The sequence below is a fragment of the Georgenia daeguensis genome (assembly GCF_039537705.1).
GTDB classification, from domain to species: domain Bacteria; phylum Actinomycetota; class Actinomycetes; order Actinomycetales; family Actinomycetaceae; genus Georgenia; species Georgenia daeguensis.
In genome coordinates this window covers 1-25,286 of record NZ_BAABBA010000021.1, presented here as the reverse complement: position 1 = coordinate 25,286, position 25,286 = coordinate 1, and the positions used below count along the sequence as shown (strand labels likewise).

21 protein-coding genes and 5 pseudogenes are annotated in these 25,286 nt (G+C 67.5%); 15 read left to right on the top strand and 11 right to left on the bottom strand.

All coding sequences use genetic code 11. From position 1 onward, the window contains the following. Positions 1-116: 116 nt before the first annotated feature. A complete protein-coding gene (locus tag ABD774_RS17105) occupies positions 117-3,224 on the bottom strand; it encodes an efflux RND transporter permease subunit (RefSeq protein WP_345043834.1) in 3,108 nt (1,035 codons plus the stop codon). A gap of 83 nt (positions 3,225-3,307) precedes the next feature. Here ABD774_RS17105 and ABD774_RS17100 point away from each other — a divergent pair, with 83 nt between their 5' ends. Beyond that, positions 3,308-3,802, top strand: a complete 495-nt coding sequence (locus ABD774_RS17100; RefSeq protein WP_345043831.1) for a MarR family transcriptional regulator — start codon at positions 3,308-3,310, stop codon at positions 3,800-3,802. Positions 3,803-4,013: 211 nt separating this feature from the next. Here the strand turns inward: ABD774_RS17100 and ABD774_RS17095 are convergent, their stop codons facing one another. Beyond that, the gene (locus tag ABD774_RS17095) at positions 4,014-4,493 is read right to left on the bottom strand and encodes a peroxiredoxin (RefSeq protein ID WP_345043828.1); all 480 of its coding nucleotides are present in this window, start codon (positions 4,491-4,493) and stop codon (positions 4,014-4,016) included. A gap of 839 nt (positions 4,494-5,332) precedes the next feature. Here ABD774_RS17095 and ABD774_RS17090 point away from each other — a divergent pair. The 3 genes and pseudogenes from ABD774_RS17090 to istB (ABD774_RS17080) all read left to right on the top strand — a co-directional run bounded on the left by ABD774_RS17090 (position 5,333) and on the right by istB (ABD774_RS17080) (position 8,730). After that, positions 5,333-6,061, top strand: a complete 729-nt coding sequence (locus ABD774_RS17090; RefSeq protein ID WP_345043825.1) for a dienelactone hydrolase family protein — start codon at positions 5,333-5,335, stop codon at positions 6,059-6,061. A gap of 482 nt (positions 6,062-6,543) precedes the next feature. Beyond that, positions 6,544-7,903: pseudogene (istA, locus tag ABD774_RS17085) on the top strand (IS21 family transposase). Further along, a complete protein-coding gene (gene istB / locus ABD774_RS17080) occupies positions 7,900-8,730 on the top strand; it encodes an IS21-like element helper ATPase IstB (protein ID WP_345043820.1) in 831 nt (276 codons plus the stop codon). The pseudogene istA (ABD774_RS17085) and the gene istB (ABD774_RS17080) overlap by 4 nt, the downstream one beginning before the upstream one ends. 134 nt (positions 8,731-8,864) lie before the next feature. On the opposite strand, the gene ABD774_RS17075 is transcribed toward istB (ABD774_RS17080), so the two are convergent. From ABD774_RS17075 to ABD774_RS17060, 4 genes are all read right to left on the bottom strand, one after another. Continuing rightward, a complete protein-coding gene (locus tag ABD774_RS17075; protein WP_345043818.1) occupies positions 8,865-9,434 on the bottom strand; it encodes a PaaI family thioesterase in 570 nt (189 codons plus the stop codon). Positions 9,435-9,619: 185 nt separating this feature from the next. Beyond that, on the bottom strand, positions 9,620-10,462 hold the full coding sequence (locus ABD774_RS17070) for an SDR family NAD(P)-dependent oxidoreductase (RefSeq protein ID WP_345043816.1): 843 nt from the start codon (positions 10,460-10,462) through the stop codon (positions 9,620-9,622). 46 nt (positions 10,463-10,508) lie between these two features. After that, positions 10,509-10,802 carry a luciferase domain-containing protein gene (locus ABD774_RS17065; RefSeq protein ID WP_345043813.1) on the bottom strand — a complete coding sequence of 98 codons (294 nt, stop codon included), beginning with the start codon at positions 10,800-10,802 and terminating at the stop codon, positions 10,509-10,511. Positions 10,803-11,038: 236 nt separating this feature from the next. After that, positions 11,039-11,458 (bottom strand): DoxX family protein, encoded by a 420-nt coding sequence (locus ABD774_RS17060; protein WP_345043811.1) that lies wholly within the window; start codon positions 11,456-11,458, stop codon positions 11,039-11,041. Positions 11,459-11,561: 103 nt separating this feature from the next. Between ABD774_RS17060 and ABD774_RS17055 the strand changes: the two genes are divergently transcribed. Continuing rightward, entirely contained in the window at positions 11,562-11,909 is a 348-nt protein-coding gene (locus ABD774_RS17055) for a winged helix-turn-helix transcriptional regulator (protein WP_345043808.1), read from the top strand. A gap of 112 nt (positions 11,910-12,021) precedes the next feature. On the opposite strand, the pseudogene ABD774_RS21730 reads toward ABD774_RS17055, so the two are convergent. After that, a pseudogene (locus tag ABD774_RS21730) lies at positions 12,022-12,150 on the bottom strand (IS3 family transposase); the annotation flags it as partial. On the opposite strand from ABD774_RS21730, the gene ABD774_RS21725 reads away from it, so the two are divergent. After that, positions 12,128-12,358, top strand: coding sequence for a hypothetical protein (locus tag ABD774_RS21725; protein WP_425554590.1), 231 nt, complete (start codon positions 12,128-12,130; stop codon positions 12,356-12,358). The pseudogene ABD774_RS21730 and the gene ABD774_RS21725 overlap by 23 nt on opposite strands. 372 nt (positions 12,359-12,730) lie before the next feature. On the opposite strand, the gene istB (ABD774_RS17045) is transcribed toward ABD774_RS21725, so the two are convergent. The 3 genes and pseudogenes from istB (ABD774_RS17045) to ABD774_RS17035 form a co-directional block, all read right to left on the bottom strand. Next, on the bottom strand, positions 12,731-13,522 hold the full coding sequence (gene istB / locus ABD774_RS17045) for an IS21-like element helper ATPase IstB (RefSeq protein ID WP_345043806.1): 792 nt from the start codon (positions 13,520-13,522) through the stop codon (positions 12,731-12,733). Then, positions 13,522-14,754: an IS21 family transposase gene (istA, locus tag ABD774_RS17040; RefSeq protein WP_345043803.1), complete on the bottom strand. Its 1,233-nt coding sequence runs from the start codon at positions 14,752-14,754 to the stop codon at positions 13,522-13,524. The genes istB (ABD774_RS17045) and istA (ABD774_RS17040) overlap by 1 nt, the downstream gene beginning before the upstream one ends. A gap of 89 nt (positions 14,755-14,843) precedes the next feature. Further along, a pseudogene (locus tag ABD774_RS17035) lies at positions 14,844-14,984 on the bottom strand (IS3-like element ISPfr13 family transposase); the annotation flags it as partial. Positions 14,985-15,295: 311 nt separating this feature from the next. On the opposite strand from ABD774_RS17035, the gene ABD774_RS21720 reads away from it, so the two are divergent. Next, positions 15,296-15,835, top strand: a complete 540-nt coding sequence (locus tag ABD774_RS21720; RefSeq protein WP_425554588.1) for a transposase — start codon at positions 15,296-15,298, stop codon at positions 15,833-15,835. 173 nt (positions 15,836-16,008) lie between these two features. On the opposite strand, the pseudogene ABD774_RS17025 reads toward ABD774_RS21720, so the two are convergent. Then, positions 16,009-17,098 (bottom strand): annotated as a pseudogene (locus tag ABD774_RS17025) (IS630 family transposase). A 470-nt stretch (positions 17,099-17,568) separates the two neighbouring features. Here ABD774_RS17025 and ABD774_RS17020 point away from each other — a divergent pair. From ABD774_RS17020 to ABD774_RS16990, 8 genes and pseudogenes are all read left to right on the top strand, one after another. Beyond that, the gene (locus ABD774_RS17020; RefSeq protein ID WP_345043798.1) at positions 17,569-19,098 is read left to right on the top strand and encodes a sodium:solute symporter family protein; all 1,530 of its coding nucleotides are present in this window, start codon (positions 17,569-17,571) and stop codon (positions 19,096-19,098) included. Beyond that, positions 19,098-19,541 carry a hypothetical protein gene (locus tag ABD774_RS17015; RefSeq protein WP_345043795.1) on the top strand — a complete coding sequence of 148 codons (444 nt, stop codon included), beginning with the start codon at positions 19,098-19,100 and terminating at the stop codon, positions 19,539-19,541. The genes ABD774_RS17020 and ABD774_RS17015 overlap by 1 nt, the downstream gene beginning before the upstream one ends. A 24-nt stretch (positions 19,542-19,565) precedes the next feature. Next, positions 19,566-20,891: a CaiB/BaiF CoA transferase family protein gene (locus ABD774_RS17010; protein WP_345043793.1), complete on the top strand. Its 1,326-nt coding sequence runs from the start codon at positions 19,566-19,568 to the stop codon at positions 20,889-20,891. Next, positions 20,888-22,111, top strand: coding sequence for a CaiB/BaiF CoA transferase family protein (locus tag ABD774_RS17005; RefSeq protein ID WP_345043790.1), 1,224 nt, complete (start codon positions 20,888-20,890; stop codon positions 22,109-22,111). The genes ABD774_RS17010 and ABD774_RS17005 overlap by 4 nt, the downstream gene beginning before the upstream one ends. Positions 22,112-22,142: 31 nt before the next feature. Beyond that, on the top strand, positions 22,143-23,321 hold the full coding sequence (locus tag ABD774_RS17000; protein WP_345043787.1) for a thiolase C-terminal domain-containing protein: 1,179 nt from the start codon (positions 22,143-22,145) through the stop codon (positions 23,319-23,321). A 48-nt stretch (positions 23,322-23,369) separates the two neighbouring features. After that, a pseudogene (locus ABD774_RS21715) lies at positions 23,370-23,537 on the top strand (zinc ribbon domain-containing protein); the annotation flags it as partial. Positions 23,538-23,564: 27 nt separating this feature from the next. Beyond that, entirely contained in the window at positions 23,565-23,798 is a 234-nt protein-coding gene (locus tag ABD774_RS16995; RefSeq protein ID WP_345043784.1) for a Zn-ribbon domain-containing OB-fold protein, read from the top strand. Between the two features lie 123 nt (positions 23,799-23,921). Further along, entirely contained in the window at positions 23,922-24,695 is a 774-nt protein-coding gene (locus ABD774_RS16990) for a hypothetical protein (RefSeq protein WP_345043781.1), read from the top strand. The last annotated feature ends 591 nt before the right edge of the window (positions 24,696-25,286 follow it).

Below are 25,286 nucleotides of genomic sequence, written 5' to 3'. Positions count from 1 at the left end.
GTGGCGATGCGGTGCCTCCGACTATTGCTCGCGATAGCAACGGGCGTGCCGGCGTGCAGGAGTCCGGCCGCGAAGGTACATATCTCGGCTCTGTTCAGCTCGGCCTCCTGGCATGGTCACGCCGGGAGGGTGGCCGGGCGGCGGCCCCGCCGCTCACGCAGGGCCGCGTTGGCGCGTTCGGTCAGGTTGTACAGGACCGGGACGAGCACCAGCGTCAGGAGGGTGGAGGTGGTCAGTCCGCCGATGACCACCAGTGCCAGCGGCTGGGAGATGAACACGCTGCCGCCTGTCAGTCCCAGTGCCATCGGGGTCAGGGCGCCGATGGTCGCCGCCGCGGTCATCAGGATCGGCCGCAGCCGGTACCGGGAGCCCTCGATCACCGCGTCGAGGACGCTCAGGCCCTGCTCGCGATTCTGGTTGACCAGGTCGATGAGCACGATCGCGTTGGTGACCACGATGCCGACGAGCATGAGCAGCCCGATCATCGACGGCACACCCAGGGGTGTGCCGGTGAGCAGCAGCAATGCCACTGCACCGGTGGCGGCGAACGGCACCGACACCAGGAGTATGAGCGGCTGAAGCAGGGAGCGGAACGTGGCGACCATCACCAGGTAGACGATGGCGATGGATGCCAGCAGCGCCAGATACAGGTCGTCGAACGCGGATTGCTGCTCCGCGCTGACGCCCGCGATCTCGGCTTCTGCGCCCTCGGGCAGGTCGAGGGCGTCGAGCTGTTCCTGCAGCCGGGTGGTGATTCCTCCAAGGTTCTGATCGGTCGCGGTGGCGGTCACCGTGGCGGTGCGCACCCCGTCCTGGCGGGTCAGGCTGGTGGGCTGCTGTACCTCGCTCACCTCAGCGACCTGACCCAGGGGGACGATCCCGGTGGCGGTGGGGATCGGGGTGGCGCGCAGGGCCTGTACGTCGGCGGGCGCCTGGCCCAGGAGCACCACGACGTCGGTCGTGCGTCCGGCGATGTCCGCCTGACCGATCGGCGCACCGCGCAGCAGCCCGGCCATGGCCTGCCCGATCTCGCTCTCGCTCGTGCCGGCCTGGACGGCCGCCTCGCGGTCGACCTGGATCTGGATGGCGGGTGCGTCCGAGGCCAGGTTGTTCACGACGTCGGTCGTACCCTGGACGTCCGCCATGGCAACGGCGACAAGGTCTGCGGCCTCGCGAAGGGTCTGGTCGTCGACGGCGCGGACCACGACCTCTACCGGCGGCAGCCCGAACCCGGCCTGGCCGGTGGTCACGGTCAGCTCCCCGGCATCGTCCAGGTCCGTGATCGCGGCACGAAGATCCTGCTCGACGCGGGCCTGGTCGGCGTCCAGGTCGGTGGTGATCGCGAAGGTGGCCGTGTTGGACCCGCCGCCACCTCCCAGGAAGGCGGTCTCCAGTCCGTCTCCACCCGAGCCGACGGTCACCTGGTACGTCTCGACCCCGTCCAGGTCGGCGATGACGTCCTCGACCTTCCGTGCCGCGGCGTCGGTGACTTCCAGACTGGTCCCGGCCGGCAGCTGCTGGTCGACGCTGAGGGTGTTCTGCCCGGCGTCGCCGATGAAGTTGGTCTCCAGCCGCGGGGCGGCTGCGACGGTCCCGCCAAGCACGGCGGCCGCGATGACCAAGGTGATCACCGGGTGGGCAAGCGCCCCCCGAAGCACTGGCAGGTAGCTGCGCTGGAGAAGTCCGCGGCGTTCCCGCTGCTCGACACGGTCTCGGTCCACAGCCGTGTGCGCGTGGTCGGCCGGGGCGCGCAGGAACCAGTACGCCAGCACCGGGATGATCGTCAAGGAGACGAGCAGCGAGGCCAGCAGCGCCACAGCCACGGTGAAGGCGAAGGGCCGGAACAGCTCACCGACCTGACCTCCGACGATCCCGATCGGCACGAACACCGCCGCGGTGGTGATGGTGGACGACGTCACGGCACCGGCGACCTCACGCACCGCGGCCAAGATCGCCTGCCCCTTGGGCTCCCCGTAACCGAGGTGGCGCTTGATGTTCTCGATCACCACGATGGAGTCGTCCACGACCCGCCCGACCGCGACCGTCAGCGCCCCCAAGGTCAGGATGTTCAGCGAGTATCCACCGACCAACAGCCCGGTCATCGCGATAAGCAACGACAGCGGGATCGATATCGCCGTGACCAGCGTGGACCGCAGCGACAGCAGGAAGAGCATGATCACGATCACTGCGAAGATCAGGCCGAGGAGGCCCTCGGTGCTCAAGTCCTCGATGGACTTCTCGATGAACGGGGCCTGGTCAAAAACCACGTCAACCGCAGCACCCTCACCCAGCGCCGCCTCCATCCCCGGGATCAGGTCCCGCACGTCGTGGGAGACGCTGACGGTGTTGCCATCGGGAGTCTTGGTGATTGCCAGGGCGATGCTCGCCTGACCGTTCGTCCGCGCATACGAGGTGGCGGAGACCGCGGCCTCCTCTACCGTAGCCACATCACCCAACAGGACCGGTGTACCGGAGGGGTTGGCGGCGGGCAGCGCGATCGCGGCGATGTCCTGCACCGAGGACAGCCGCTCGCCCACCACGACGTTCAGGCTGCGCTGTCCGTCGGTGACCGTCCCGGCCGGGATGACCACACCATTGGCCTGCAGTGAGGAGCTCACGGCGTCGAAACCGATCCCCGCGGCCGCCATGGCAGCCGGATCCGGGACAACCTCCACCCGCATCTCCCGCCCCCCCGACAGGGTGACCTCACGCAATCCCTCCACCCCGCGCAACTGCGGAAGGATCTCTTCCTCCACCCGGGTCACGAGTTCCTGCCCGTCCAGCTCCGGGGCAGCCACCGCCAGCTGCACCACCGGAAGCTGGTCGATGCTGCCGGTGATCACCGACGGTGTGACGTCCGCGGGAAGACCGGTGCCCGCCCGGGACACGGCCTGCTCCAGGTCCTGCTGGGCAGCCTCCATGTCCGTGCCGTAGGCCAGTTCCACCGACACGACCGACAGGCTGTTGCTGCTGGTCGACTCGGTCCCCTCCAGACCCTCCACACCGCTGACGGCGGCCTCGACCACCTCGGTCACCTGCCGCTCGACCACGTCCGGCGCGGCACCCGGAAGAGGGGTCACGACCACCGCGAGCGGGATCTCCAAGGACGGAATGAGCTCCTGCTTCAGCGACGTGGTGGAGAAGACCCCCGCCACGATGAGGATCAGCGTGGCCAACGCCACCACAGCGCGGTTGGAGAGGCTCAGGCGGGCAAGACGAGTCATAGGGATCTCCCGTATAGTCGGTGCGAGGTGAATAGTACGGCTTAGCCGAAGAAATGGGGCACGCGGTGGATCGGGACGGAGTGATGGCGGCCATCGCCGAGGACGAGGCGGCGCTGCTTCGCCTCTTCTCGAGGGCGCAGTTCACCGCTCTGTTGCAGACCACCTTGACGATGCAGCAACTCAAGGTCCTGTTGCTGCTGCACGTGGACGGGTCGCTGATGAGTCACGAGCTGGCCGACGCGCTGAAAATCAGCCCGGCGTCGGTCACCGGTCTGGTGGATCGACTCGCTGACCGGGGGCTCGTCGAGCGAGTAGCGGATCCGGCGGACCGGCGTGCCCGACACATACATCCCACGGCTCGAGGCTCACACCTGGTGGAGCAGCTGATGGCCGAAGGTGCCGGACATCGCGTTGCGCTCCTGTCCCGCCTGGACGACGAGAGCGTGCAGACCATCGCGACGGCGTTCGCGGCGCTGCGTCGAGCCGCAGAGCAGGTCTACGGTCGCGATGTGGCCCTCGCTGCTCCGCGTACCGGGGAGGGACCGCCCGTCCGACCGCACGTCGCCGGCGCCGACTAACGTAGGAATGACCACCCGATCTTGCCCCGCTGTGCTGCTGGGCTTAAGCACCACAGGCCCAAGCGGGGCCACTTCGGGCTGTCACCGACGCCCCGTCCTCCTGCCACTGCGATGTGAGCACGGACCCGAAGATCGCTGCCTACGTGATCGAGCACGGCGCCGGTCCTCCAGCCAGCCCATCAATTGTGCGGCTGCAAGCCGAGGCCACGCGTCACAGTGGCGTCGCCGGCTTCTCGGCTTTCAATATGCGCAACGCCTCGTCCGCATGAGTCTCCATCCGCAGCTCGCTACGGATGACCCCTCGTACCCGCCGGTCGGAGCCGATCACGAACGTGCTTCGTCGCGGGGGGAGCCCGGGAAGGTTCCTCTGGATGCCGTAGTCGGAGGCGACAGTCCCATCCGGGTCGGACAGCAACGGGTACCCGAGGTGGTGTTCGGCGTCGAACTGACGTTGCCGAGCAACGGTGTCGCGGCTGATCCCGACCCTGCTCGCACCGACGGCGTTGAATTCCGCGGCCAGGTCACGGAAATGGCAGCTCTCCGCGGTGCAGCCTCGGCTCATCGCCAACGGATAGAAGAACAGCACCACCGGCCCGGCCACCAGCAGCCGGCTCAACCGAACAGCAGTCTGATGCTGGTCGGGAAGTTCGAAGTCCGGGGCAAGGTCACCGACGCCTAGTAGGCTGCTCATCTACGACTCCACCCGGACGAGAGGGACCGGTGCGGATCGCGCGGCAAGGTGTGCCCAATCGAGAGGACCACGTCCACGGTGTCCGCACCAATCCTTCCACCTGGAGATGGGGCCCCGGCATGCCCACGCCTGCACCTCAGGCCACCATTCTAGGTCAGGTCCTCACGAATAGTAAGCATCCTTCGTAAGTGCGCGTACAACGGCGCGCGGCTGGCCCACGGCATCCTTCGCCCGGGGCGTGGTGGGTGTAGCAGGTCAGGAGTGCGACGCCGGTAGGAAACTGTGAGGCTCCTGCAGCGCCCGGTGCGGGAGTCGATCACCTGGGGGCGAGGGCTTATTGGCCATCTCGGAGACACGGAGACATAGACCGTCGTCGAGGTGAGCGGCCCCAACGGTCTGACCGCGTGGTGCATTCGGGTCTTTGGTGCGCTTGGCGATCTGCGCCGTGCTCAGGTCCACCAGCGACAGCTGCTGGAACGCGGCGACCCAGTCCCGGTCGGCCGAGCACTACCAAACGCGATCGTCACGTCTAGCTAGCTGAACGGGATCGTAGAAATCCACCGCCGCGTCGTCCGCGGCTTCCGCAACCCCACCAACTACCGACTCAGGGTGCTCCTCGTTTGAGGCGGCCTCACCCCACCGATTGCCGATGGGCCGTCAAACCGCTGACGTGGTGTGTGACATGAGCCCTCTGATTTGTGACTCGCAGCTGTGCATGGCCCAAGGGGCCTATCGCATCTCCGATGCTCCGGTACCGTACAGCGAGTCAGGAGGATCGTCCGAGTTCGCAGAACTCGATACGACGTCCCTGCCCGCATCGCGATCGCTGGGGGGCCATATTGCCCGAGACGACCATCCCGGCCGGCGCCAGTGCGCCCTCTCTGCGTGCTTACCTGGCCGCCCCTCCGATCGGGGAAGGGCCCTGGCCGGGTGTCGTGGTAGTGCACGAGGCCTTCGGGCTGACCGACGACACCAGGCAGCAGGCGGACCGGCTCGCAGCTGGAGGCTACCTGGCCGTGGCGCCCGACCTGTTCACCGCCGGTGGTCCGATGCGGTGCCTGAGATCGACGTTTCGGACGCTCGCCCGCGGGGAGGGCCCTGCATTCGACGATTTGGCGGCCACTCGGGCGTGGCTGGACGAACGCGCCGACTGCACCGGGCGGGTCGGCGTGCTCGGCTTCTGCATGGGCGGGGGCTTCGCTCTCCTCGCCGCCACCCGCGGCTTCGACGCTGCCGCTCCCAACTATGGCCAACTCCCCGAGGGCGCCGACAGCGCCCTCCTGGGCGCCTGTCCGGTGGTTGCCAGCTACGGAGCTCGAGACCGCACGCTGCCCGGGGCGGCCGAGCGACTGGACCGCACGCTCTCAGGTCTCGGAGTTGAGCGCGACGTGAAGGAGTATCCCGACGCGGGTCACTCCTTCATGAACCGGCACAACAGCGGTCCTCTCGCCGTGGTTGAACGGATCGGCGGCTTCAGCTACCACCACCCGTCATCGGAGGACGCCTGGGACCGCATTTTCAGGTTTTTCGAGCGACACCTCCGAAACGGTGGAATAGCGAAGTCCTGACGACGTCAGCAGCCGCCGGCGCCCTCGGTAACGCTTCGGCTGAGTGCCGAGCCACTCGACCTGAACGGATGCCCGTCGACGTCCTCTCCGATGGTTAATCAAGGCGATTACCAATCCGGGTGAGGCGCCTGCTCTGGAGAAGGTCCAAGCAGGAGTCGCCCTGGCCGCGTTCACGCCGTGACCTACCTCGCCGTTCCTGCGGCCTCGTACCCTCCGAGCCTGGACCGTTGCCGCCGCGAGGGCCTAAAGCGGCTCTTCGAACATCTGGTGGGGAGTGAGACTCGCGGTGTGATCACGGCTGGGTAGGGGTCGAGGTCCCCGATGATCAGTAGCGACCAAGCAACCTTGATGACGCTCAGGTGAATCTCCCCAGACCTGCTCACTGAAATTCCCCACCCGTGTGGCTCCGCCGACGACGGCGGGGCCCCCTCGACGATGGCGGTCTCTGACCACCAGCCATCACCTCGAGGGAGCCCCACGTCATGCTGACACGGGAGGACGACATCGACGCTCACGCGTTGCACCGCCAGGGCTGGACGATCTCCGCGATCGCCCGGCACCTGGGCCATGACCGCAAGACCATCCGCGCCTACCTTGCCGGTGACCGCGAGCCGGGCGTTCGCAAGCGCACCATTGCCGACCCGTTCGAGCCGTTCGCCGAGTACTGCCGCCGACGCCTGGGCGAGGACCCGCACCTGTGGGCCACGACGCTGTTCGACGAGGTCGTCGAGCTCGGCTACGCCGGGTCCTACCCGACCTTCACCCGCCAGCTACGCACGAGGGCGCTGCGCCCGAAGTGCGAGGCGTGCCGGCCCACGAAGGGTCGCCCGGTGGCGGTGATCGAGCACCCGGCCGGGGAGGAGACCCAGTGGGACTGGGTCGAGCTGCCCGATCCGCCGAAGGCGTGGGGATGGGGGCAAGAACGCCCACCTCCTCGTCGGCGTGCTGGCCCACTCCGGGCGCTGGCGAGGGGTGCTGCTCGAGTCCGAGGAGCAGGCCCACCTGATCGCCGGCCTCGACCAGATCACCAGGGCCCTGGGCGGCGCCACCAGGACGTGGCGCTTCGACCGGATGGCCACCGTGTGCCACCCGCCCTCGGGCAAGGTCACCGCCACGTTCGCGGCCGTGGCCAAGCACTACGGCGTCTCGGTGGCGATCTGCCCGCCCCGGCGCGGGAACCGCAAGGGCGTGGTCGAGAAGGCCGTCCATGTCGCCGCCCAACGGTTCTGGCGCACCCTGCCCGACGACGTGAGCGTCGAGGAGGCCCAGGCGCGGCTGGACAGGTGGTGCGCCACCCGCGGGGACACCCGGCTGCGGGCCACGAAGGACGGGAAGTCCTCGGTGGCCACCGTCGCCGCCGCCGAGCCGCTCGCCCTGGTCCCCGCGGCGCCGTTCCCCGCGACGGTGACCGTGCCGCGGAAGGTCTCCGCGCAGGCGCTGGTGGCCTACCGCGGAAACTTCTACTCCGTCCCGCCCGAGCTCGCCCGCACCACCGTGGCCGTGTCCGTCCGGCTCGGCACCGGCCACCTCGACATCCACGCCGGGCCCGACGCGGCGGCCCCGGTCATCGCCCGGCACCGCCTCGCCGCTCCCGGCACCGGGGTGATGGTCCGCGACCACGGCCACATCACCGCGCTGAACACCGAGGCGATGAAGGCCGCCACGAGCCAGGTCCCGCACCGCTCCAAGGTCCGCATCCCGCCCGGCCCCGAGGCCCTGGCCGCCGCCGCCGAGCTCCGCACCAGCCAGCCCACCACCGCCGCCGCCGCCGAGGGCGGCGCGGTGGTCATCGACCTGTCCCGCTACGCCCAAGCCGCCCAAGGAAGGAACACCCTGAGATGACCACCACGACCACCGCCGAGCCGATGGGCCCCTCCCAGGCCTCGCTCTACCAGCAGCTGCGCGGCCACCTCGCTGCCCTGAAGCTCACCGCCGCGGCCGAGCACCTGCCCGCCGTCCTGGACCAGGCCACCGCCGAGGGCCTGTCCGTCACCGCCGCCCTCGAGCGTCTCCTCGCCCTGGAGGTCACCGACACCGAGGCCCGCCGTCTCGCCGGCCGGCTCCGGTTCGCGTCCCTGCCCTCCCCGGCCACCATCGAGGGCTTCGACCTCGACGCCGCTCCCGGCGTCGACCCGGCGCTGATCAACGAGCTCGCCACCTGCCGGTACCTCGAGACCGCTACCAACGTCCTGCTGATCGGCCCGCCCGGGGTCGGCAAGACTCATCTGGCCGTCGGGCTGGCCCGCAAGGCCGCCGAGGCCGGCTACCGCACCTACTTCACCACCGCCGCGGACCTGGCCGCCCGCTGCCACAAGGCCGCCATCGAGGGCCGCTGGGCCTACACCATGCGCTTCTTCGCCGGCCCCACCCTTCTCGTCATCGATGAGCTGGGCTACCTCCCACTGCCCGCCGAGGCCGCCTCCGCGCTGTTCCAGGTCATCTCGCAGCGGTACCTCAAGACCTCCATCATCCTCACGACCAACCGAGGGGTGGCCTCCTGGGGTGAGGTCCTCGGCGACACCACCGTCGCCGCCGCCATGCTCGACCGGCTCCTGCACCGCTCCGTCGTGCTCAACCTCGACGGCGACTCCTACCGGCTCCGCGCCCACCACGCAGCCACCGACACGCTCCGCCGAGCCACCACCGGCACCGCACGACCGCTACAGTGACAACCGCCTCCGGGTGAGGAATTCCGACGAGCACCCCTGGGGAAGATTAGCGAGCGCCATCAACCTTTTCTACGTTGCTACGTGCCGGGAGCTGAGGAATGCCGCGGCCCCGCGGAAGACCGCCGAGACGCGCACTACCCGCGTTGCTGACCCACCGCACCCCCCCGACCGCTGTCGCGGTGATCATCCGCGACGGGTGGCGTGGGGCTACCGCCGGATACGCCTCCGTGCCGGGCGAAATGTTCGACACCGACCGTGACGAACACCGCCGTCGACGTGGCCACGGTGCATCCGTCGAGGTCGCTCAGGGTGGCAGCAACAAAGAACTTCCGGTCCTCACGGCTCGTCACCCCCGCCTCCATCCGGTAGGTGACCCCCACGAGGACAGGTGACAGGTAGTCCACTGTGAGCTGGCGGGTGACTGCCGGCGTCCCCACCAGGTAAAGCAGGAACCCCGACAAGTCATCGAGGACGGTGGCGACCGCGCCGCCGTGGACGACTCCTGGAGCTCCCACGTGGCGGTTGTCAAAGACGTGGTCGGCCGCCACCCCGTCCCCACGGCGGTTGACTTGGAGGTGATGGCCGTGGGCGTTGTCGGGGCCGCAGCCAAGGCACTGTTCGTGGTGCGGTGGCAGGATCGCGCCATCTGGGTGGGGCCCGGCCCTCTCGGCCCAGTGCGCGAGCATCGTTTCCACGTCAGGCATCAAAGCGATCACCTTTCGCCTTACTGCTGCCGCGACGAGGGGTTCGCCGCAGGGGGGTAGTGGGTGCGTGTTCACGGTGCCGGACGGTCGGTCTCGTTGACGACCCGAAGTCAGTCGCGCGGAGGTCAGGAAGTCCCGGTGGAGGTCAGGACGTCCCGGTGCGGGGCTCGCCTTACATCCCATTGTCAGGCGGTGGGGGCGTTGGTCAACTTCTTCATCACGTCAACGAAGATCTGCCCGATCTCGGGGTCTGGGCGGCCGGCGCCGCCGGCTGCGACCCAGCCGCCGTCGACGACCAGGTTCGCACCGGTGACGTAGTCGGCCTCGTCCGAGCAGAGGTACACCGCTGCCATGGCGATGTCCTCAGGCCGCCCGATGCGGGGGTTGAGCAGTGCGCGTTCGACCGGTGCGCGCCCGCCGGCCTCCAGCAGTGGTCGTGTCGCGGGGGTGTCGATGAACCCTGGGGAGACGGCGTTGACGCGGATGTTCCACGGTGACAGCTCAACGGCGAGATTGGTGGTCAGGCGCAGGACAGCGGCTTTGGCCACGTTGTGCACGAGTTTGCCTGCGACGTTCCCGGGCATGGCCGAGCCGACCGTCGCGGCGACCGAGCCGGTGTTGAGGATGGTGCCGCGGCCCTTGCGCTTGAAGACCGGCAGGGCCTTCTGGATCGCCAGGAACATCTCGTTGGTCATGTCGAAGTCCCAGTCCACGCGGGTCAAGGACTCGATGGTGCCTCCGCGCACACCCGAGGCGTTGTAAAGGATGTCGAAGTCGCCGTACTCCTTGACAGCGAAGTCGATCCAGCGCTGCACCCCGGCTTCGTCACCCAGGTTCAGCGGCTGCATCGAGACCATCTCACCGCCGTGCGCCCGGACGAGTTCGACGGTCTGTTCGGCTAGGTCCGCCTTGAGATCGCAGCCCACAATCTTGGCGCCTTCCATAGCGAAGGCGAGCGCGGCCGCCCGTCCCTGCCCGTCTGCCGTGCCGGTGATCAGGGCTACCTTGCCCTCGAGTCGTCCCGCCATGAGGTACTCCTTGTTTGAGTAGTTTCCGGACCAGCGCGACCGAGAGTCAGGCCGTGCCGTCAGTGCCCGGTGTGATCCCCGGCTCTGATCTGAGCGGAGGTTGTGCACCTGTTGCGTAGGCGTACGACGCCCTTACGAGACCGGCGGCGATGTCCGCCTCTTGCGCGTCGCGTGGGGCGTAGACCATGACCGCACCCGGTGCGATGATCCCGAGGCGGGCGACGGGGTGCTGCTCGGCCCAGCCCGCTTCGATCGCAGCCTCGGCGGCCGTCGGCGGTAGTACCAGGTGCAGGGAGTGGTCGGGGGCTGGGTGGAGGTGGGCGAACTCGGTGTCGATCATGAACGAATCGGGTGGACCTTGGGCTGGCCCCCGGGGCAGCGTGAGCGCTCGTGCACCCGGGACGGAGATCATCGAGCTCGCCCAGACCACACCTGGCAGGTCGATGAGCTGCCCGATGAGGTACTGCCGCGGTTGGTCGTCGCTGGGCTGCTGGTCGAGCTGGGTGTGCGGGTTGGTTCGGGTCGTGGAGGGTCGTGGGCCAGGGCGATGAGGCATGGCCACGGGGTCGGCGCTGTTCATGAGAGGGTGAACAGCGGGCTGACCAGGACGAGGCCGAGATCGTCACCGAGGTAGGCGAAGACGGCGAACATCACCAGGGCCGCACCGGCCAGGGCCAGGTCCTTGAGGAACTGGGTCTGTTCCATGGTCTTGGCTCCGGGATCGGTCTCGGCCCAGAAGCCGTGCATGATGAAGGCTGTGGGCAGCAGGAAGGCCACCAGCAGCAGGGCACCAACGTCGGGCCAGATCCCCAGGGCCACCATCAGTGCGCCGACCAGGATCTGCAGCCCAGTCAGTGGGACCATCAGGTTGGCGGCAGGCACCCCTTTGCTGGCGGCGTAACCAGCCATCATCTGCCTCTGTGCGAGGTGGCCGTAGCCTGACCCGAGAAAGAGCAGGCCGAAAAGCACCCTACCTAGGAGCACCAGGACATCCACGTTATCCTCCCAAGGTCGCCGCTTACCAAGAGTAAGTACCTTGAGGTATAGCAGTATCCTGAGCTCAGGTCAATCATCTTTGAGTGGACGTGGGGGGTGCGAGGTGGCGGACGAAGCGAGCGGCACCGTGGGTGGTGACCGCGGACGATACTGCCCGTCGTTCCACCAGACCGTCGAGCTGCTCGGTCGGCGGTGGAACGGTGTCATCCTTCATGCGCTAATGGCTCACGCGGAGCGCTTCAGTGAGATCCGCGCTGCGATACCCGGGCTGTCCGACCGCCTGCTGGCCGAAAGGCTGCGAGAGTTGGAACGCGAAGGACTTCTCTCGCGCACCTGTCCGGTCACCACAGGCGCCCCGCGATACGTGCTGACGGCCAAGGGGCGGGCTCTGCAGCCGGTCCTCGACTCAATATCGTCCTGGGCTGCAGACTGGATCCAGGTAGCTGACTAAGCCCCGATCGCGCGCGGGTGAGATGGCCTGAATTCGGTGCGAGGCGCCGACGGTGGCGTACTCGACGTCGGCGAGAGGTCTTGAACGGCCCGGGGTGGAAGACCGTGGTGCGGATGCACTCGGCCTTGTGCAGGTTGATGGTCTCCATCAGCGCATTGTCGTAGGCATCGCCGACCGACCCGATCGAGGGCTGGATGCCCTCGAGCTCGAGGTGATCGGTGAACCGGATCGAGGTGTACTGCTTTGGTTCAGGGGTCGATGTGCTGGATAAGCTCGCGTGCCTGGAGGGGGTGGCCCTCGTGCTCACGCGGCCAGAGCGCCATCCGCAGCGGGGTCATCACCAGATCGACGTGCTTGGTCGACGCCGCGTGCCTAGCGACGATCCGCTGGGCGAAGACATCGAGAATGAACGCGACGTAGACGAACCCGGCAGGTGCGCAAGTCGGTAACCGAGACCCGGGGCCGGGGCGGTGAAGTCGCGGTCCAGCAGGTCGCCGGCCCGCTTGCCGTCCTTGCCCGGCACGGTCGTCCCCGCTGCCTTGCCCCGGCGCACGCCCTGCACATCCCGAGCGCCCGCATAGCGCGGTCCACGGCCCCCGCCGAGGCGTCCGGGAGCGAGGTGCGGCGGATGAGCGCGGTCATCTTCCGACGCCGTAGAGCCCCTTCAGGGGTCAACACCCGCCGGCCATGAGCGTTGACCGTCCAGTTCCACGTCCCGGACCGCGTCGAGGACCATCGCGTCGGTGACCGTGCGGGCTGTCAGCGGCGGTCGAAATGTAGGCCAGTTCCGGCGGTCGAAAAGTGGGCCACGTCGTGTGTGGTTAGTGTGCCTGGTTCTCCGCGGCGGCGGAGGGCAGTGTGTCGATCTGGGTGTGCCGGAGTCGGTAGCTGGTGCCCTTGAGGGTGATGACCTCGGCGTGGTGGACGATGCGGTCGATCATCGCGGCGGCGACGGCCTGGTCGCCGAAGACCTCGCCCCAGCGGGAGAAGGGCAGGTTGGAGGTCAGGATGATCGAGGCGTGCTCGTACCGTGAGGCGACGAGCTGGAAGAACAGGTTGGCGGCCTCGGCCTCGAAGGGCAGGTAGCCGACCTCGTCGATGACCAGGAGGCCGTAGCGGCGCAGCCGGCGTAGCTCGGCGGGCAGCTTGCCGAGGGCATGGGCGGCGGACAGCCGGGTGACCCAGCCGGTGGCGGTGTCGAACAGGACCCGGGTGCCGTGCTCGGCGGCAGTGATGCCCAGGGCGGTGGCGAGGTGGGTCTTGCCGGTGCCGGGCGGGCCGAGCAGGACGATGTTGCCGGCCTCGGCGAGGTAGGCGCCGGCGGCGAGGCGGTGGATCTGGCCGCGGTCGGCGGCGGGCTGGTGGTCGAAGTTGAAGTCGGTGAGGGTCTTTCTCGCGGGAAACCCCGCCGCCCTGGTGCGGATGCTGGCGCCGGAGGCCTCCCGGGCGGCGACCTCGCGGGCCAGCACAGCGGCGAGGTAGTCCTCGTGGGACCAGCCCTCCGCCCGGGCCTGCTCGGCCAGCTTCGCGGCGGCCTCCCGGATCCGTGGGGCCTTCAGCGCCCTCGTGTAGTACTCCAGCTCCTTGACGGTCTGGCTCGCGGGGGCGGACATCAGGCGACCTGCCCGTCCAGCCCGGTGACGCCGAACGCGGCGTCGTACTCCGCCAGGTCTCGCACGAGCTCCTGCTCCGGCTCCGCCAGCGGCTGGGGCGTGAGGAACCGGCGGCGCAGCACCTTGGCGGTGCTGACATGGGCCGGGTCGGTGATCGTCAGACCGTTGGCCCAGGAGCGGGCGTGGTCGGCGACGACCTGCCCCTCGCAGGTGATCACGACCCGCTCGAGATCCATCACGATCTCGACGAGCCGGCCGATCACAGCCGGGTCGGCCGAGTAGTCGTTGCCGCCGGCCCGAACGTAGTAGTCCCGGCCCAACCGGGTCAGCCATCGCGCCCCGACACTCGGTGCGACCGGCGGCAGCGGGAGCATCGCCGTCCGGTCCGCCGCGACCAGGTCGACCGGCCGGGCCCCGAGCGCCCGGACGGTCCGGGTGTTGGCCCGCGCCAGCCACGCCTCGAGCTGGGCGTTGAAGTCTGCCGGGGAGGCGAAGGTCCGGCCCGGCACGAAGGACGTCTCGAGGTACTGGTTGGCCCGCTCGACGATGTCCTTGGTCTCCGGGTCGTAGGGGCGAGCCTGGACCAGCCGGGTCGCCAGCGTCCCGCAGAACCCCGCCACCCCCTGTGCCAGGCGCCCGCCCCGGCCGATGCCGGCCTCGTTGTCCCACAACAGCGCCCGCGGGACCGCGCCCAGCTGACCGCTGAGCAGCTGCCACATCCCGGCGAGCAGATCCCCGGTCCTGCGCGAGGGCAGCATCACCGCCGCCAGGAACCTCGAGTGCGACGCGACCATCACCAGCACCGGCAACGACGCCCGCTGCCCGTCACCGACCGGGACCTTCACCGGCGGGAACCACAGGTCGCACTGGACCTGCTCCCCGGGCGCATGGGCGAGCCGGTCGGCCGGGTCCACCGGCAGATACCGCGGCCGCAGCCGCGCGACGTTCTCCCGGAACCACGTCACCGACCCGGTCCAGCCCACCCGCTCCGCGAGCACCGTCGCGGGCGTCCGCGGATGCTGCGCCAGCAACGACCGCACCGCCGGCTCCACCGCCGTCCACGCCGACCCCACCACCGGCGGCCTCGGCTTGTAGCGCGGCGGACGGTCGGACCTGACCGCCCGCGCCACCGTCTCCCGCGCGAGCCCGAGCTCCTCGGCGATCCGTCGCTGCGAGAGCCCCTCAGCCTGATGCAGATGCCGGATCCGCGCCCAGTCCTCCACAGTCATCACCTGTCCGATACTCGTCAGGTGGCCTAGATTTCGACCGTCGTTTCTGGCCTACTTTTCGACCGTCGCCGACAGCGGGCCGCCAAGATCCGCCGCGGAGACTTCCAGGACCGGTAGGTGCGCGCGGCAATCTGGCAGCCCTGCAGGACCCGGCAGATCGACTCGACCGCGTGCCCCTCGGCGCGCATGGTGTCGATGAACCCCATGATCAGCGGTTGCGGGGGTCGAGCTCCCCGATGCTCCTATGTCGAGCAGCTAGTCGCAGCGGCTCTGCGTGATGGCCTGGTGCCAGGGCTTGCTGGTCCGTCCGAAGTGCGGTGAAGACGACGTCGGACAAGCGGCGGCGCAGCAGGCGGAGGGCGGCAACGCGGTCCTTACCGCCGCGTTGGAGCTGCTTGTGGCAGCCTCCCCTAGGTCGGAGTACCTGCCGGCCTCGTCTATCTACCCTTGCCTTCCTGGCCGTATCGCAACTGCCTGAAGCAGATTCTTCTCCTGGGGATGGCGCGTGCCCTTTCTGGCGAGTGCCGTCCTCGTGGGTGTAGGGATGTACGTCCGTCTAAGCCTCGGCGAGACCCCAGCCTTCAAGACCGTCCAGGAGCGGAAGAAGACGAGCCGTTTCCCGATCGTTGAGGTGTTCACCCGGTACCCGCGGCAGACCCTTCTGGCGACGCTCATTGTGGTCCCGTCTGGTGCGTTCTTCTACAACACCGTCACATACTCGATCTCCTTCGCAACCACGAACGAACGAATTACTGACGAGGGACGAGGCGCTCCTCGCCGTCCTCCTTTGTGCCCGCACGATGTGCGTCTGTCTCCCGATATCTGGCGCGTTCGGGCAAAGAATCGGCCGACGCCGCGTCGTCTCGCCGCCGAGCTCACCGCGTGGATGCAGATGCTCGCCCTGCACTCTCACCCCGCCCGCCGGTGGGAGCCGAAGAGCCTGCGGCTGCGCCTGTACTCGATCCCGGCCACCATGGTCCGCACCGCACGCCGGGCGCTGCTCCACCTCGCCGACAAAGCGCCCTGGGCGCACCTCGCGCTCCAGGGCATCACCAGGCTCCGTGAGCTCGCCGTCCCCGGCTGACGAACCCACTGGCCCCGTCCCGACGACTTACTGCAAGACCCCGGCAGTGGAACCGGCGCCAACCCGAGGCGACACCCGGACGTCGTGTCGCACCCAGATGCCACAATCACCCGCAGGCAACGGCGCCAGCCACGCCATCACGCCCCACGGCCCCGCCATGAAAGGTCGAGGCACTAGTGTCCCGCGCCGTTAGTTCGTTGTAATAGTCGTCCGAGGGGATTCGAGGATCTGGTCAGCGGTTTTGGTCCAGATGAATGGTTTCGGGTCCTCGTTCCAGGCTTTCACCCAGGCGCGGGAGTCCTTCTCCAGCGCCTGGACGGAGCGGTGGTCGGAGCGTTGCAGGAGCTCGCGGGTGACTTCGGCGAAGAGTCGTTCGACCTGGTTGATCCACGAGGAGTACGTGGGCGTGAAGTGCATGTGGAACCGGGGGTGTCTTTCCAGCCAGGTCTTGATGGTCGGGTGCTTGTGGGTGCCGTAGTTGTCGCAGACCACGTGGATGTCCAGGTGTGCGGGCACGTTCTGATCGATCTTGACCAGGAACTTCTTGAACTCCGTGGCCCGATGCCGGCGATGGGTGGAGGCGATCACGGTGCCGTCCGCCACGTTCATCGCCGCGAACAGGCTCGTGGTGCCGTGCCGGAAGTAGTCGTGCGTGCGCTTCTCTGGCGTTCCCGGCATCATCGGGGCCGGCTGCGAGCGGGACAGGGCCTGCACCTGCGATTTCTTGTCCACGCTGAGCACGACCGCGGACTCGGGCGGGTCCAGGTATAGGCCGACGATGTCGTAGACCTTCTCCACGAACAACGGGTCGTTGGACAGCTTGAACCCCTCCGTCCGGTGCGGCTTGAGACCGAACGCCTTCCACACCCGCCCGATCGTCGACTTGGACAGTCCGGTGTGTTCAGCCATCTTCGCCCGAGACCAGTGCGTCGCGTTCTCCGGCGTGGACTCCAGCGTCGCCACCACCACATCCTCCACCTGCTCCGCGGTCACCGTCGCGGGCCGGCCGGGCCGCGGATCATCCACCAGCCCGTCCAGCCGATGCTCCACGAACCGGGACCGCCACTTCCCGACCGTGGGACGGCTCACTCCGAGCCGCTGCGCCACCACCGTGTTCGCCTCCCCCGAAGCGCACTCCAACACGATCCGCGAACGCAACGCCAGCGCCTGCGATGACCTCCGCCGCCGAGCCCAGCGAACCAACTGCTCACGCTCCTCCTCGCTCAGGACCAGATCAGCTCTCGGACGCCCAGTTCGTGCCATACCCCATTCTACAACTTAGATAATGAATTACTGGCGCGCGTTACTACCACCAGCTGCGGAACTCCCAGAAGCGACGCGGCACGGGCAAGTTCGTGCAGTCGGACACGGCCGCCGGACCGGACGTCTCGGCGCCATGGGTGGATACATGCGTGGCGGGAGATGTACCTCAGGGCGATATTTGGATCCGTCCCCTGCCGTCATAGATTTCGGAAGCGTTCGGACAGTCCAAGGCGACGAAGCTCGACGACTGTGACATGAGGCTCACCAGGCCGTATCGATCCCGAGTGTGTCGTTATCCCGGCCCGTTATGTCAACTCTCAGTGCGCAACCTAGTGCATGGGAGATTGAAATGTCGCCCGACTCTCGCAATTTGCAGTCGTTCAATCTGTTCCCAGATCAATGATGACGAAGGGGCTCGCATGGATGCGCAAACAATAATTCTAGGCGTAGCGATCGCTTACCTAGGGCTGATGCTCGCCGTCGGCTTCTGGGCGAACACGAAGATGAAGTCTTCCAAAGAATTCTTGGTGGCGGGCCAGTCCCTCGGGTTCTTTGTGATGGCCATGGCGTCGTTCTCGTCCATCCAGAGCGGATGGGGAATGGTCGGTGCCACCGGGACGACCTCTGCCTGGGGGCTCGCCGCCCTCGTAGGAACGGCCCTGCTGGCTCCCCTCGGGTTCGCGCTGGCCTGGTTCCTGCTCGGGGGCCGCCTGCGGCTTATCGCCCACCGCCACGAGGTGTACAGCATCCCCGACATCGTGCGGGTGAGGTATGAGTCCAAGGCAGCCCACCTGTGGATGTCCATCGCCATGATCCTCGGCGCGATCGGGTACATGACGGCGCAGATCGTCGCTGCCGGGGTCATCACGAGCCTCCTGCTCGGAATTCCGTTCGCCGCTGCCACGTGGGTCGGTGCCGTCGTTGTCGCGATCTACACCGTGACCGGCGGAATGCTCGCGGCGGTGTGGACCGACCTCGTCCAGGGAATCATCATGATCGCGATGTCGATCGTGATCTTCGGAATTGCGATGGCCAGTGGCGGCGGGTGGTCCGGAATCATGGGCACTCTTGCCGGCGAGGACGCGGCGTTCCTGTCGCTCGATGGGGTCAAGCCCGTCGTCTGGATCATCGCCAACGCCATCATGATCGTCCTCGGGATGGTCGCCCAGCCGCAACTGATCCATAAGTTCTTGATGCTCAAGTCGCCGAAAGAGCTCAAGTGGGGCGCGACCGTCGCGGCGCTAGGTTATGCCACAACCACCCTGTTCTCCTTGGGAGTCGGTGTGGCGACGCGCTCGGCCATCATCGACGGCCGTCTGGCAGAGCCGGACCTGGACTCGACCGCCACCAGCTTCCTCTCCAACTTCACGAACCCGATCGTCGCCGGTCTGGCCCTGACAGCACTGCTCGCCGCGATCATGTCGAGCGCCAGCAGCTTCATCACCATCGGCGCCTCAGCGCTCATGCGGGACCTGACGAGCGCCTTGCGGATCGCGGTGCGACGGGACCTGATGTGGAACCGCCTCGCGAGCCTCGTCATCGTCGGTGCCTCGCTCTTCATCGGCCTGTACCTCGACCAGATCATCTACCTGCTGGGTGCCATCGGGTGGGCCGCGTTCGGCGCAGCCATCTTCGGCCCCATCATCCTGGGCATCTACTGGCGGCGCGGCACAGGCATCGCGGCGACGATCTCCATCGTCAGCGGTCTGGTGCTGAACGTCGGGTTCACCCTCCTGACTAGCCAGGCGGGCTGGGTGCCTCCGGAGAACTTCTTCTCCGGAGCGGTGGTCATCGTGGCCGGGATCCTCGTGTACATCGCTGCGTCCTACGCGACGTCCTCCAAGGCAGACAAGCGTCGGTTCGACGAGCTGTACCCCCTGGTGCTCGCGCAGAACACCACGGGGGCGCCAGATGACCGCAACGGGGCGGTCCTTGCGGACGACATCCCGCAACCCCGCAGTTCGCGCGCCAACAAGTTCGCAAGCGAAGGAGTTGAGTGATGTATTCGTCGAAGGCAGGCCAGAGCCGGATCGACCGTTTCGTGCTGGTGTTCGCCGGGCTGCTGGTGCTGACCATGATCGGCATGCTCGCCGGGTCTCCGGCGCTCATCATCATCCCGGTGCCGCTGCTTGTCGCGCTGCTGACCTTCATGTCCGTCCTCGACCGTGAGAACGGATGGCCCGACCGGGGCACGATCACAGCACTGATCGCATTCCACGCCGTCTCGACCGGCCTCTGGGTCATCGCCCTCGTGACGCTCCACGACGAGCGGATAGTCATCGCCGGCCTGCCCATCAGCACCGGGGTGCTCACGCTCGTCGCGTGGCCGTTCTACGCGCTCTTCAGCGGCCCCCTGTTCGCGTTCTGTGCCGAGCGCCTCGGGCTGACAACGATCCACGCGTCCCTGGCACCCACGCCCGACGCCACCCCCGAGACCGCCTGACCAGTCGACGTAGGAGTGAATCACATGGAAAACCGCAAACGCCCGCTCACGGGTGTCCGAGTCGTCGACTTCAGCTGGAGCGTGGCAGGACCCACGATGACGCGTTACCTCGCGTCCCTCGGAGCCGAGGTCATCAAGGTCGAGTGGCCGACGAACCCCGACCCGATGCGCAGCGCCATGTACCTGCGCGACGAGACGGACAAGACGCTCAACAACGGCCCCTTCTTCGCCAACCTCAACGTGGGGAAGAAGAGCCTCACCATCAATGTGCGCAGCGAAGAGGGACTCGCCGTCATCCGTGACCTGATCCGAGAGTCCGACGTCGTGGCGGAGTCGTTCTCGGCCTCGGTGCTCGAACGCTGGGGTTTGGGGTACGGCGAGCTCAAGAAGCTGAACCCCTCGGTCGTGTACGTGAGTGTCAGCGGGTTCGGCCACACCGGCCCGCACAAGAACAAGAACACGTGGGGGCCGACGGCCCAGGCGATGAGCGGGACTACGTTCATGTCGGGCAAGCCCGGTGCTCCGCCGGCCGGCTGGGGCTGGTCGTACCTCGACGTCGCGAGCGGCTACATGGGCGCCGTCGGTGTGCTGACCGCACTATCTCGTCGCCAGCGCACCGGCGAGGGCGCCCGGGTGGACATGTCCCAGGTCGAGGTGGGCATCTCCCTGGTCGGCACCGCGCTGCTCCAGGCGGCCATGACCGACCGGTCGCTGCGCAACGAGAGCATCCCCGGCGGCAACCGGTCGGTCTCCCCGGACGGAGAGGTCGTCGGCTTCCGCGGGGACACGGCGAGCCCCAGCAACGTCTACCGGAGCCGCGGTGACGGACCGAACGACTACTGCGCCGTGTCGATCCTGAACGACAACCAGTGGGGCTCCCTCAAGAAGGCGCTCGGCAACCCCGAATGGGCGGAACGTATGGTTCTTGACACTGCCGAGAACCGGGCCGCTCACCAGGACGAGATCGACACGCACCTGGGCAACTGGATGCGCAGCTACGACAAGTATGAGGCGATGTACCACCTCCAGCAGCACGGCGTGCCGGCCGGTGCCGTCCAGACCGGAAGAGACCGGGTCGAGCACGACCCGCAACTGCGTCACCGCAAGATTTTCACCTCGCTGCAGCACCCCCACCTGGGGACGCAGCTGTTCGAGGGAGTGCCGTTCCGCTCCCCGTCCAGCGACTACGCCCTCGAGTCCCGGTGGCCGGTCCTCGGAAACGACACCGAGTACGTCCTGGCCGACGTGCTGGGCTACTCGGCCGACCAGATCTCACAGCTCCGCGACGCTCACGTCCTCTGGCCGGAAGGCATGCCGGCCAACCCCGCAGTCGAAAGGTCACTCTGGTGAATACCAACGACATCATCACTCCCATGCTCGACGGGCTGACCGTCCTCGAGCTCGACCGCGACGGCCTCGCCGAGTTCGCCGGCAAGCTGCTGGCCGACTCAGGCGCCGACGTGATCAAGATCGAGCCGCCGGCCGGTGTCGCAAGCCGTCGGGTCGGCCCGTTCGTCGGCGACGCCGGTCTGCAGTTCGAGCACTACAACACCTCGAAGCGCTCGGTCGTGCTGGACCTCGAGAGTGAGGCGGACCGCGCGGCCCTCAAGGCACTGGCGGCACAGGCCGACGTGGTCCTGGACGGCCTGGGCGTCGGGGTCGCCGACAGGCTCGGCATCGGCTGGCAGGCGCTGCACGCGACCAACCCGGGACTCATCTACTGCTCCGTCACCCCTTTCGGGGTGGACGGACCCTGGAGCAGCTACGCCGCGAGCGACCTCACGCAGCTCGCACTCGGGGGGGTGATGGCGTCGTGCGGGTACGACGACCTGCCCGACGACGATCCGATCGCCCCGATCGGCGGTCACGCCAAGCACCTCGTGGGCATGATGGCCACGATGGCCACGCTGGCGGCCACCTTCGAGAAGGGCATCTCTGGCAACGGGCAGTTTATCGACGTCTCGGCGCACGAGTCCATCGCCACATCCACCGAGATGGCGGTGCCGTTCTGGATCTACCAGCAGCGTGACGTCGAGCGGCACACAGCGCGGCACGCGATGCCCGCCGACACACCCCGCTGGCAGCACCTGTGCGCCGACGGCAAGTACCTCCTGGCGCTGCCGCTCTACATCGACGACACGCGCTTCGCCGCCCTTGTCGAGTGGTTCGACTCAGAGGGAATGGCGGAAGATCTCGCCGACGAGAAGTACCGCCACTCCGCCAGCCGCGAGAATGAGATGTTCCACGTCGTGGACGTCATCGGACGGTTCTGCGCCCGTCACGACTCGGACTACATGTTCCGCGAGGCTCAGGTGCGAAGGCTGCCGTGGGCGCCGGTCAACTCTCCCGATGAGCTGCTCCGGGACGATCACTTCACGCAGCACAGGGACACGTTCGTCGAGGTCGGATCGAATCGGGGCAGTCACCTGTACGCCAAGCCGCCGTACCTGGTGGGCAACCCCGCACAGCTGCGGCCGGCACCGACGCTGGGCGCCCACACCAACGAGGTCCTCAACACCCTGGGCGAGAGCGAGTACGACGAGGACGCCCTCGCCCCGCAGCGGGCGTGAACCAAGACCGACACCAAGGCAAGGAGCCACAGTGGTCAGCACAATCACGGACAAGGCCTACATCGCCGGCGTCGGCGAGACGGAGTACGTGCGGGGGACACCGAAGGGAGAGCGTCAACTCATCCTCGAGGCCTCCGTCGCCGCATGCCGCGACGCCGGGGTCGACCCGTCAACGGTCGACGGTGTGGTGATGGCGTGGAAGGACGTCCCCACCAACGAGGACTTCATCGCCGCCCTCGGGATCACCGACCTGCGCTTCCACGCGCACGTGCACATCGGTGGCGCGTCGCCGGTGGCGGCCGTCGTCCAGGCAGCCGCCGCCGTTGCGGCGGGACTCGCCAAGCGCGTCATCGTGGCGACCGGTCACAACTTCTACTCCACCACCAACCGCCTCAGTTCGGCCGAGCAGTCTCCGGGCGGAGTTGGAAACGTCCCTGGATACGAGATCCGCAACAACCTGGAGAACCCGGCCGGACTGCTGGCCCCCATGCAGTGGTACAGCCTGCACGCGAACCGGTGGTTCCACGAGACGAAGGCCGACCCCGCCGGCATGGAGACCGTGGCCCTCACCACCCGCAAACATGCGCAGCTCAACAAGAAGGCCTACATGCGTGGTCGCGAGCTGACCAGCGAGCAGTACTGGGCATCGCCCACGTTTGTGAAGCCCTTCCATCTCTTCGACATCTGCCTCGAGACCGACGGCGCGGCGGCTGTGCTCGTCGTCTCCGCGGAGGAGGCGCGCGACATGGGAAAGCGCGCCGTCGCGATCGCCGGTGGTGCGGAAGGACACGCGGACTCCCCGGACGACCTGTCCAGCCGCCCCGACATTCTCAACATGGGCATCACGAAGGCCGCTGACCGCGCGTTCGACATGGCCGGTATCCGCCGCGAGGAGGTCGACTTTGCCGAGATCTACGACTGCTTCACTTTCGTGGTGCTGCGGCAGATCGAGGAGATGGGCTTCTGCGGCAGGGGGGAGGCGCCCGACTTCGTCAGCGGGGGCCGGATCGCCCTCGGTGGCGAGATGCCGATCAACACGCACGGCGGACTTCTCTCCCAAGCCCATGTGGTGGGCATGAACCACGTGGTCGAGGCCGTCTCACAACTGCGCGGTGAGGCCGGCGACGCCCAGGTCCGCAACGCGCACATCGGGCTCGTGACCGGATACGGAGACTTCAGCGACGGCTCCGTCGTCCTACTGCACAACTGACCGGCCAGCAGCACACGGATTCCGTGGCAACGAAGGAGAACACGAAACATGGGTACGAAAGCGACCATCAGCGTGGCGCCTCCGGCACCGCTTCTTCCTGACAACCCGCTCTACGAGCAATACTTTGACGGACTGCGAACAGGCCGCATCAGGGTACGAGAGTGCACTGAGTGCGGCACCCGTCAGTGGCCACCGCGTGAACTCTGCGGAGCCTGCCAAGGCTCCAGCTTCGTACCCCGCGACGTGCCGACCACCGGTGAGGTCTACACCTACACGGTGATGTATCGAGCTTTCCACCCCTGGTTCAAGGACCAGCTGCCGTACGGCGTCGCCGTCGTGGAGGTGGAGGGCGGAATCCGGATCATCGGCAGGTATGTCGGCGACGACCCGGAAGGGCTCGCGTGCGGCCAACGGATGGAGGCGGTGTTCGACGACCTGGGTGAGGACGGCGGGTCGATCGCGTGGCGACCGGCGTGACGGCGCGCTGAGCCGGCGAACCGGAGAAGGTGCCCCTCACCTTCGCCCTCGCTCTTGGCGCGAGCGAGGGGCACCGCTCCATCACCCATCTGCACGAGCTGCCCACACCGAAGGAGCCAACTGATGTCGATCCGCGGACTGTCCCATATCGCTGGGGTCTACGAGCACCCGGAGCGCCGCATCGTCGGCCGTACCGTCGCCGAGGTGATCGCCGACGTGGCGTACGGCGCGATTGCCGACGCCGGCCTGTCCGTCGCTGATGTCGACGGGTTCTTCTGCTCCTCGGAAGCCCCTGGGATCGGCTCCATCTCAATGGCGGACTACCTGGGACTCGACGGACTCAGCTACATCGACACCACGGAAGGCGGCGGCGCGTCGTACCCGATGCACATCGGACACGCGGCCGCAGCCATCGCTGCCGGCAAGTGCCGGGTCGCTCTTGTGACGATGGCCGGCATCCCGTCTCTCTACCCGCCGGACTTCGGAACAGCGGGGCCGGAGTCCGACTATGAGAGCGACGTCGGCCTGACGATCCCGCCGAGCTACGCGCTGGTGGCCATGCGGCACATGTACGAGTACGGCACGACGGCCGAGGATCTTGCGCTCATCAAGGTCGCCGCCTCGCGGCACGCGCAGCACAATCCCCGGGCGCTGCTGCCGAACCTCGTCTCCGTAGAGGAGGTTCTCGAGTCGCCACTGATAGCAGACCCGCTCCACCGACTTGACTGCTGCGTTACCACCGACGGTGGGGCTGCGGTGGTCGTCGTGGCGGCCGACGTCGCACGGGAGCTCGACCGACGCTCGCCGATCTTGTGCAGGCTGACGGTGCTGTCGGGGCCCGGAAAGGCTTGGCGCGGCCCAAAAGCCGAGGAGGTACCGAGAATCGCTTCGCCCTGATAAAAGGGGGCGGAACCGTTGGCGCTGTGGCACTTAGTCACGTACGCATAGGAGTGGTATGGAGATGCGGTCGGAAAATACGTGTAGCCGGAGCCGACCGTTCCTGTCTGGGCGTGTGCGAACGCTTCCGTGATGGAACCTGCCGTAATCATCGCCCCGAAGGCCATGACACTCGCCCCGACAGCCAGGACCCTTCTCGCGATGTGATTCATGCCGGCAATTCTGTGATCATCGCCAGGCCGTCGACCTTCTCTGATCGCTATTCGCATGATGCGGCCTCAATCTAGATAGGAGCCTCGTTGCTCCGATTTGGGAAAAGTACCGCCAAATCTTTCCTGGGGAATCCCCACTTCTTGGGGGTAGAGCCGTCCGGTTCCTGCCATGTCCCGTTCCTGCCACTCGGCAGCGGACAAACCGCCACGTCCAAAAAACCCTCGATGCGGTAAAATCGGGCATGGCAAACCGGCTCTTCAGAATTGAGGGTGTAGTCGGGGGGTCAAGTCCGCGGGAGTGGTGTATCGGTCCGGTGATCTCCGGTTCGGTGATCCTTCGTTGTCGGGTCAGGCGCTGATGGCGGCGAGAGGCTCGGTG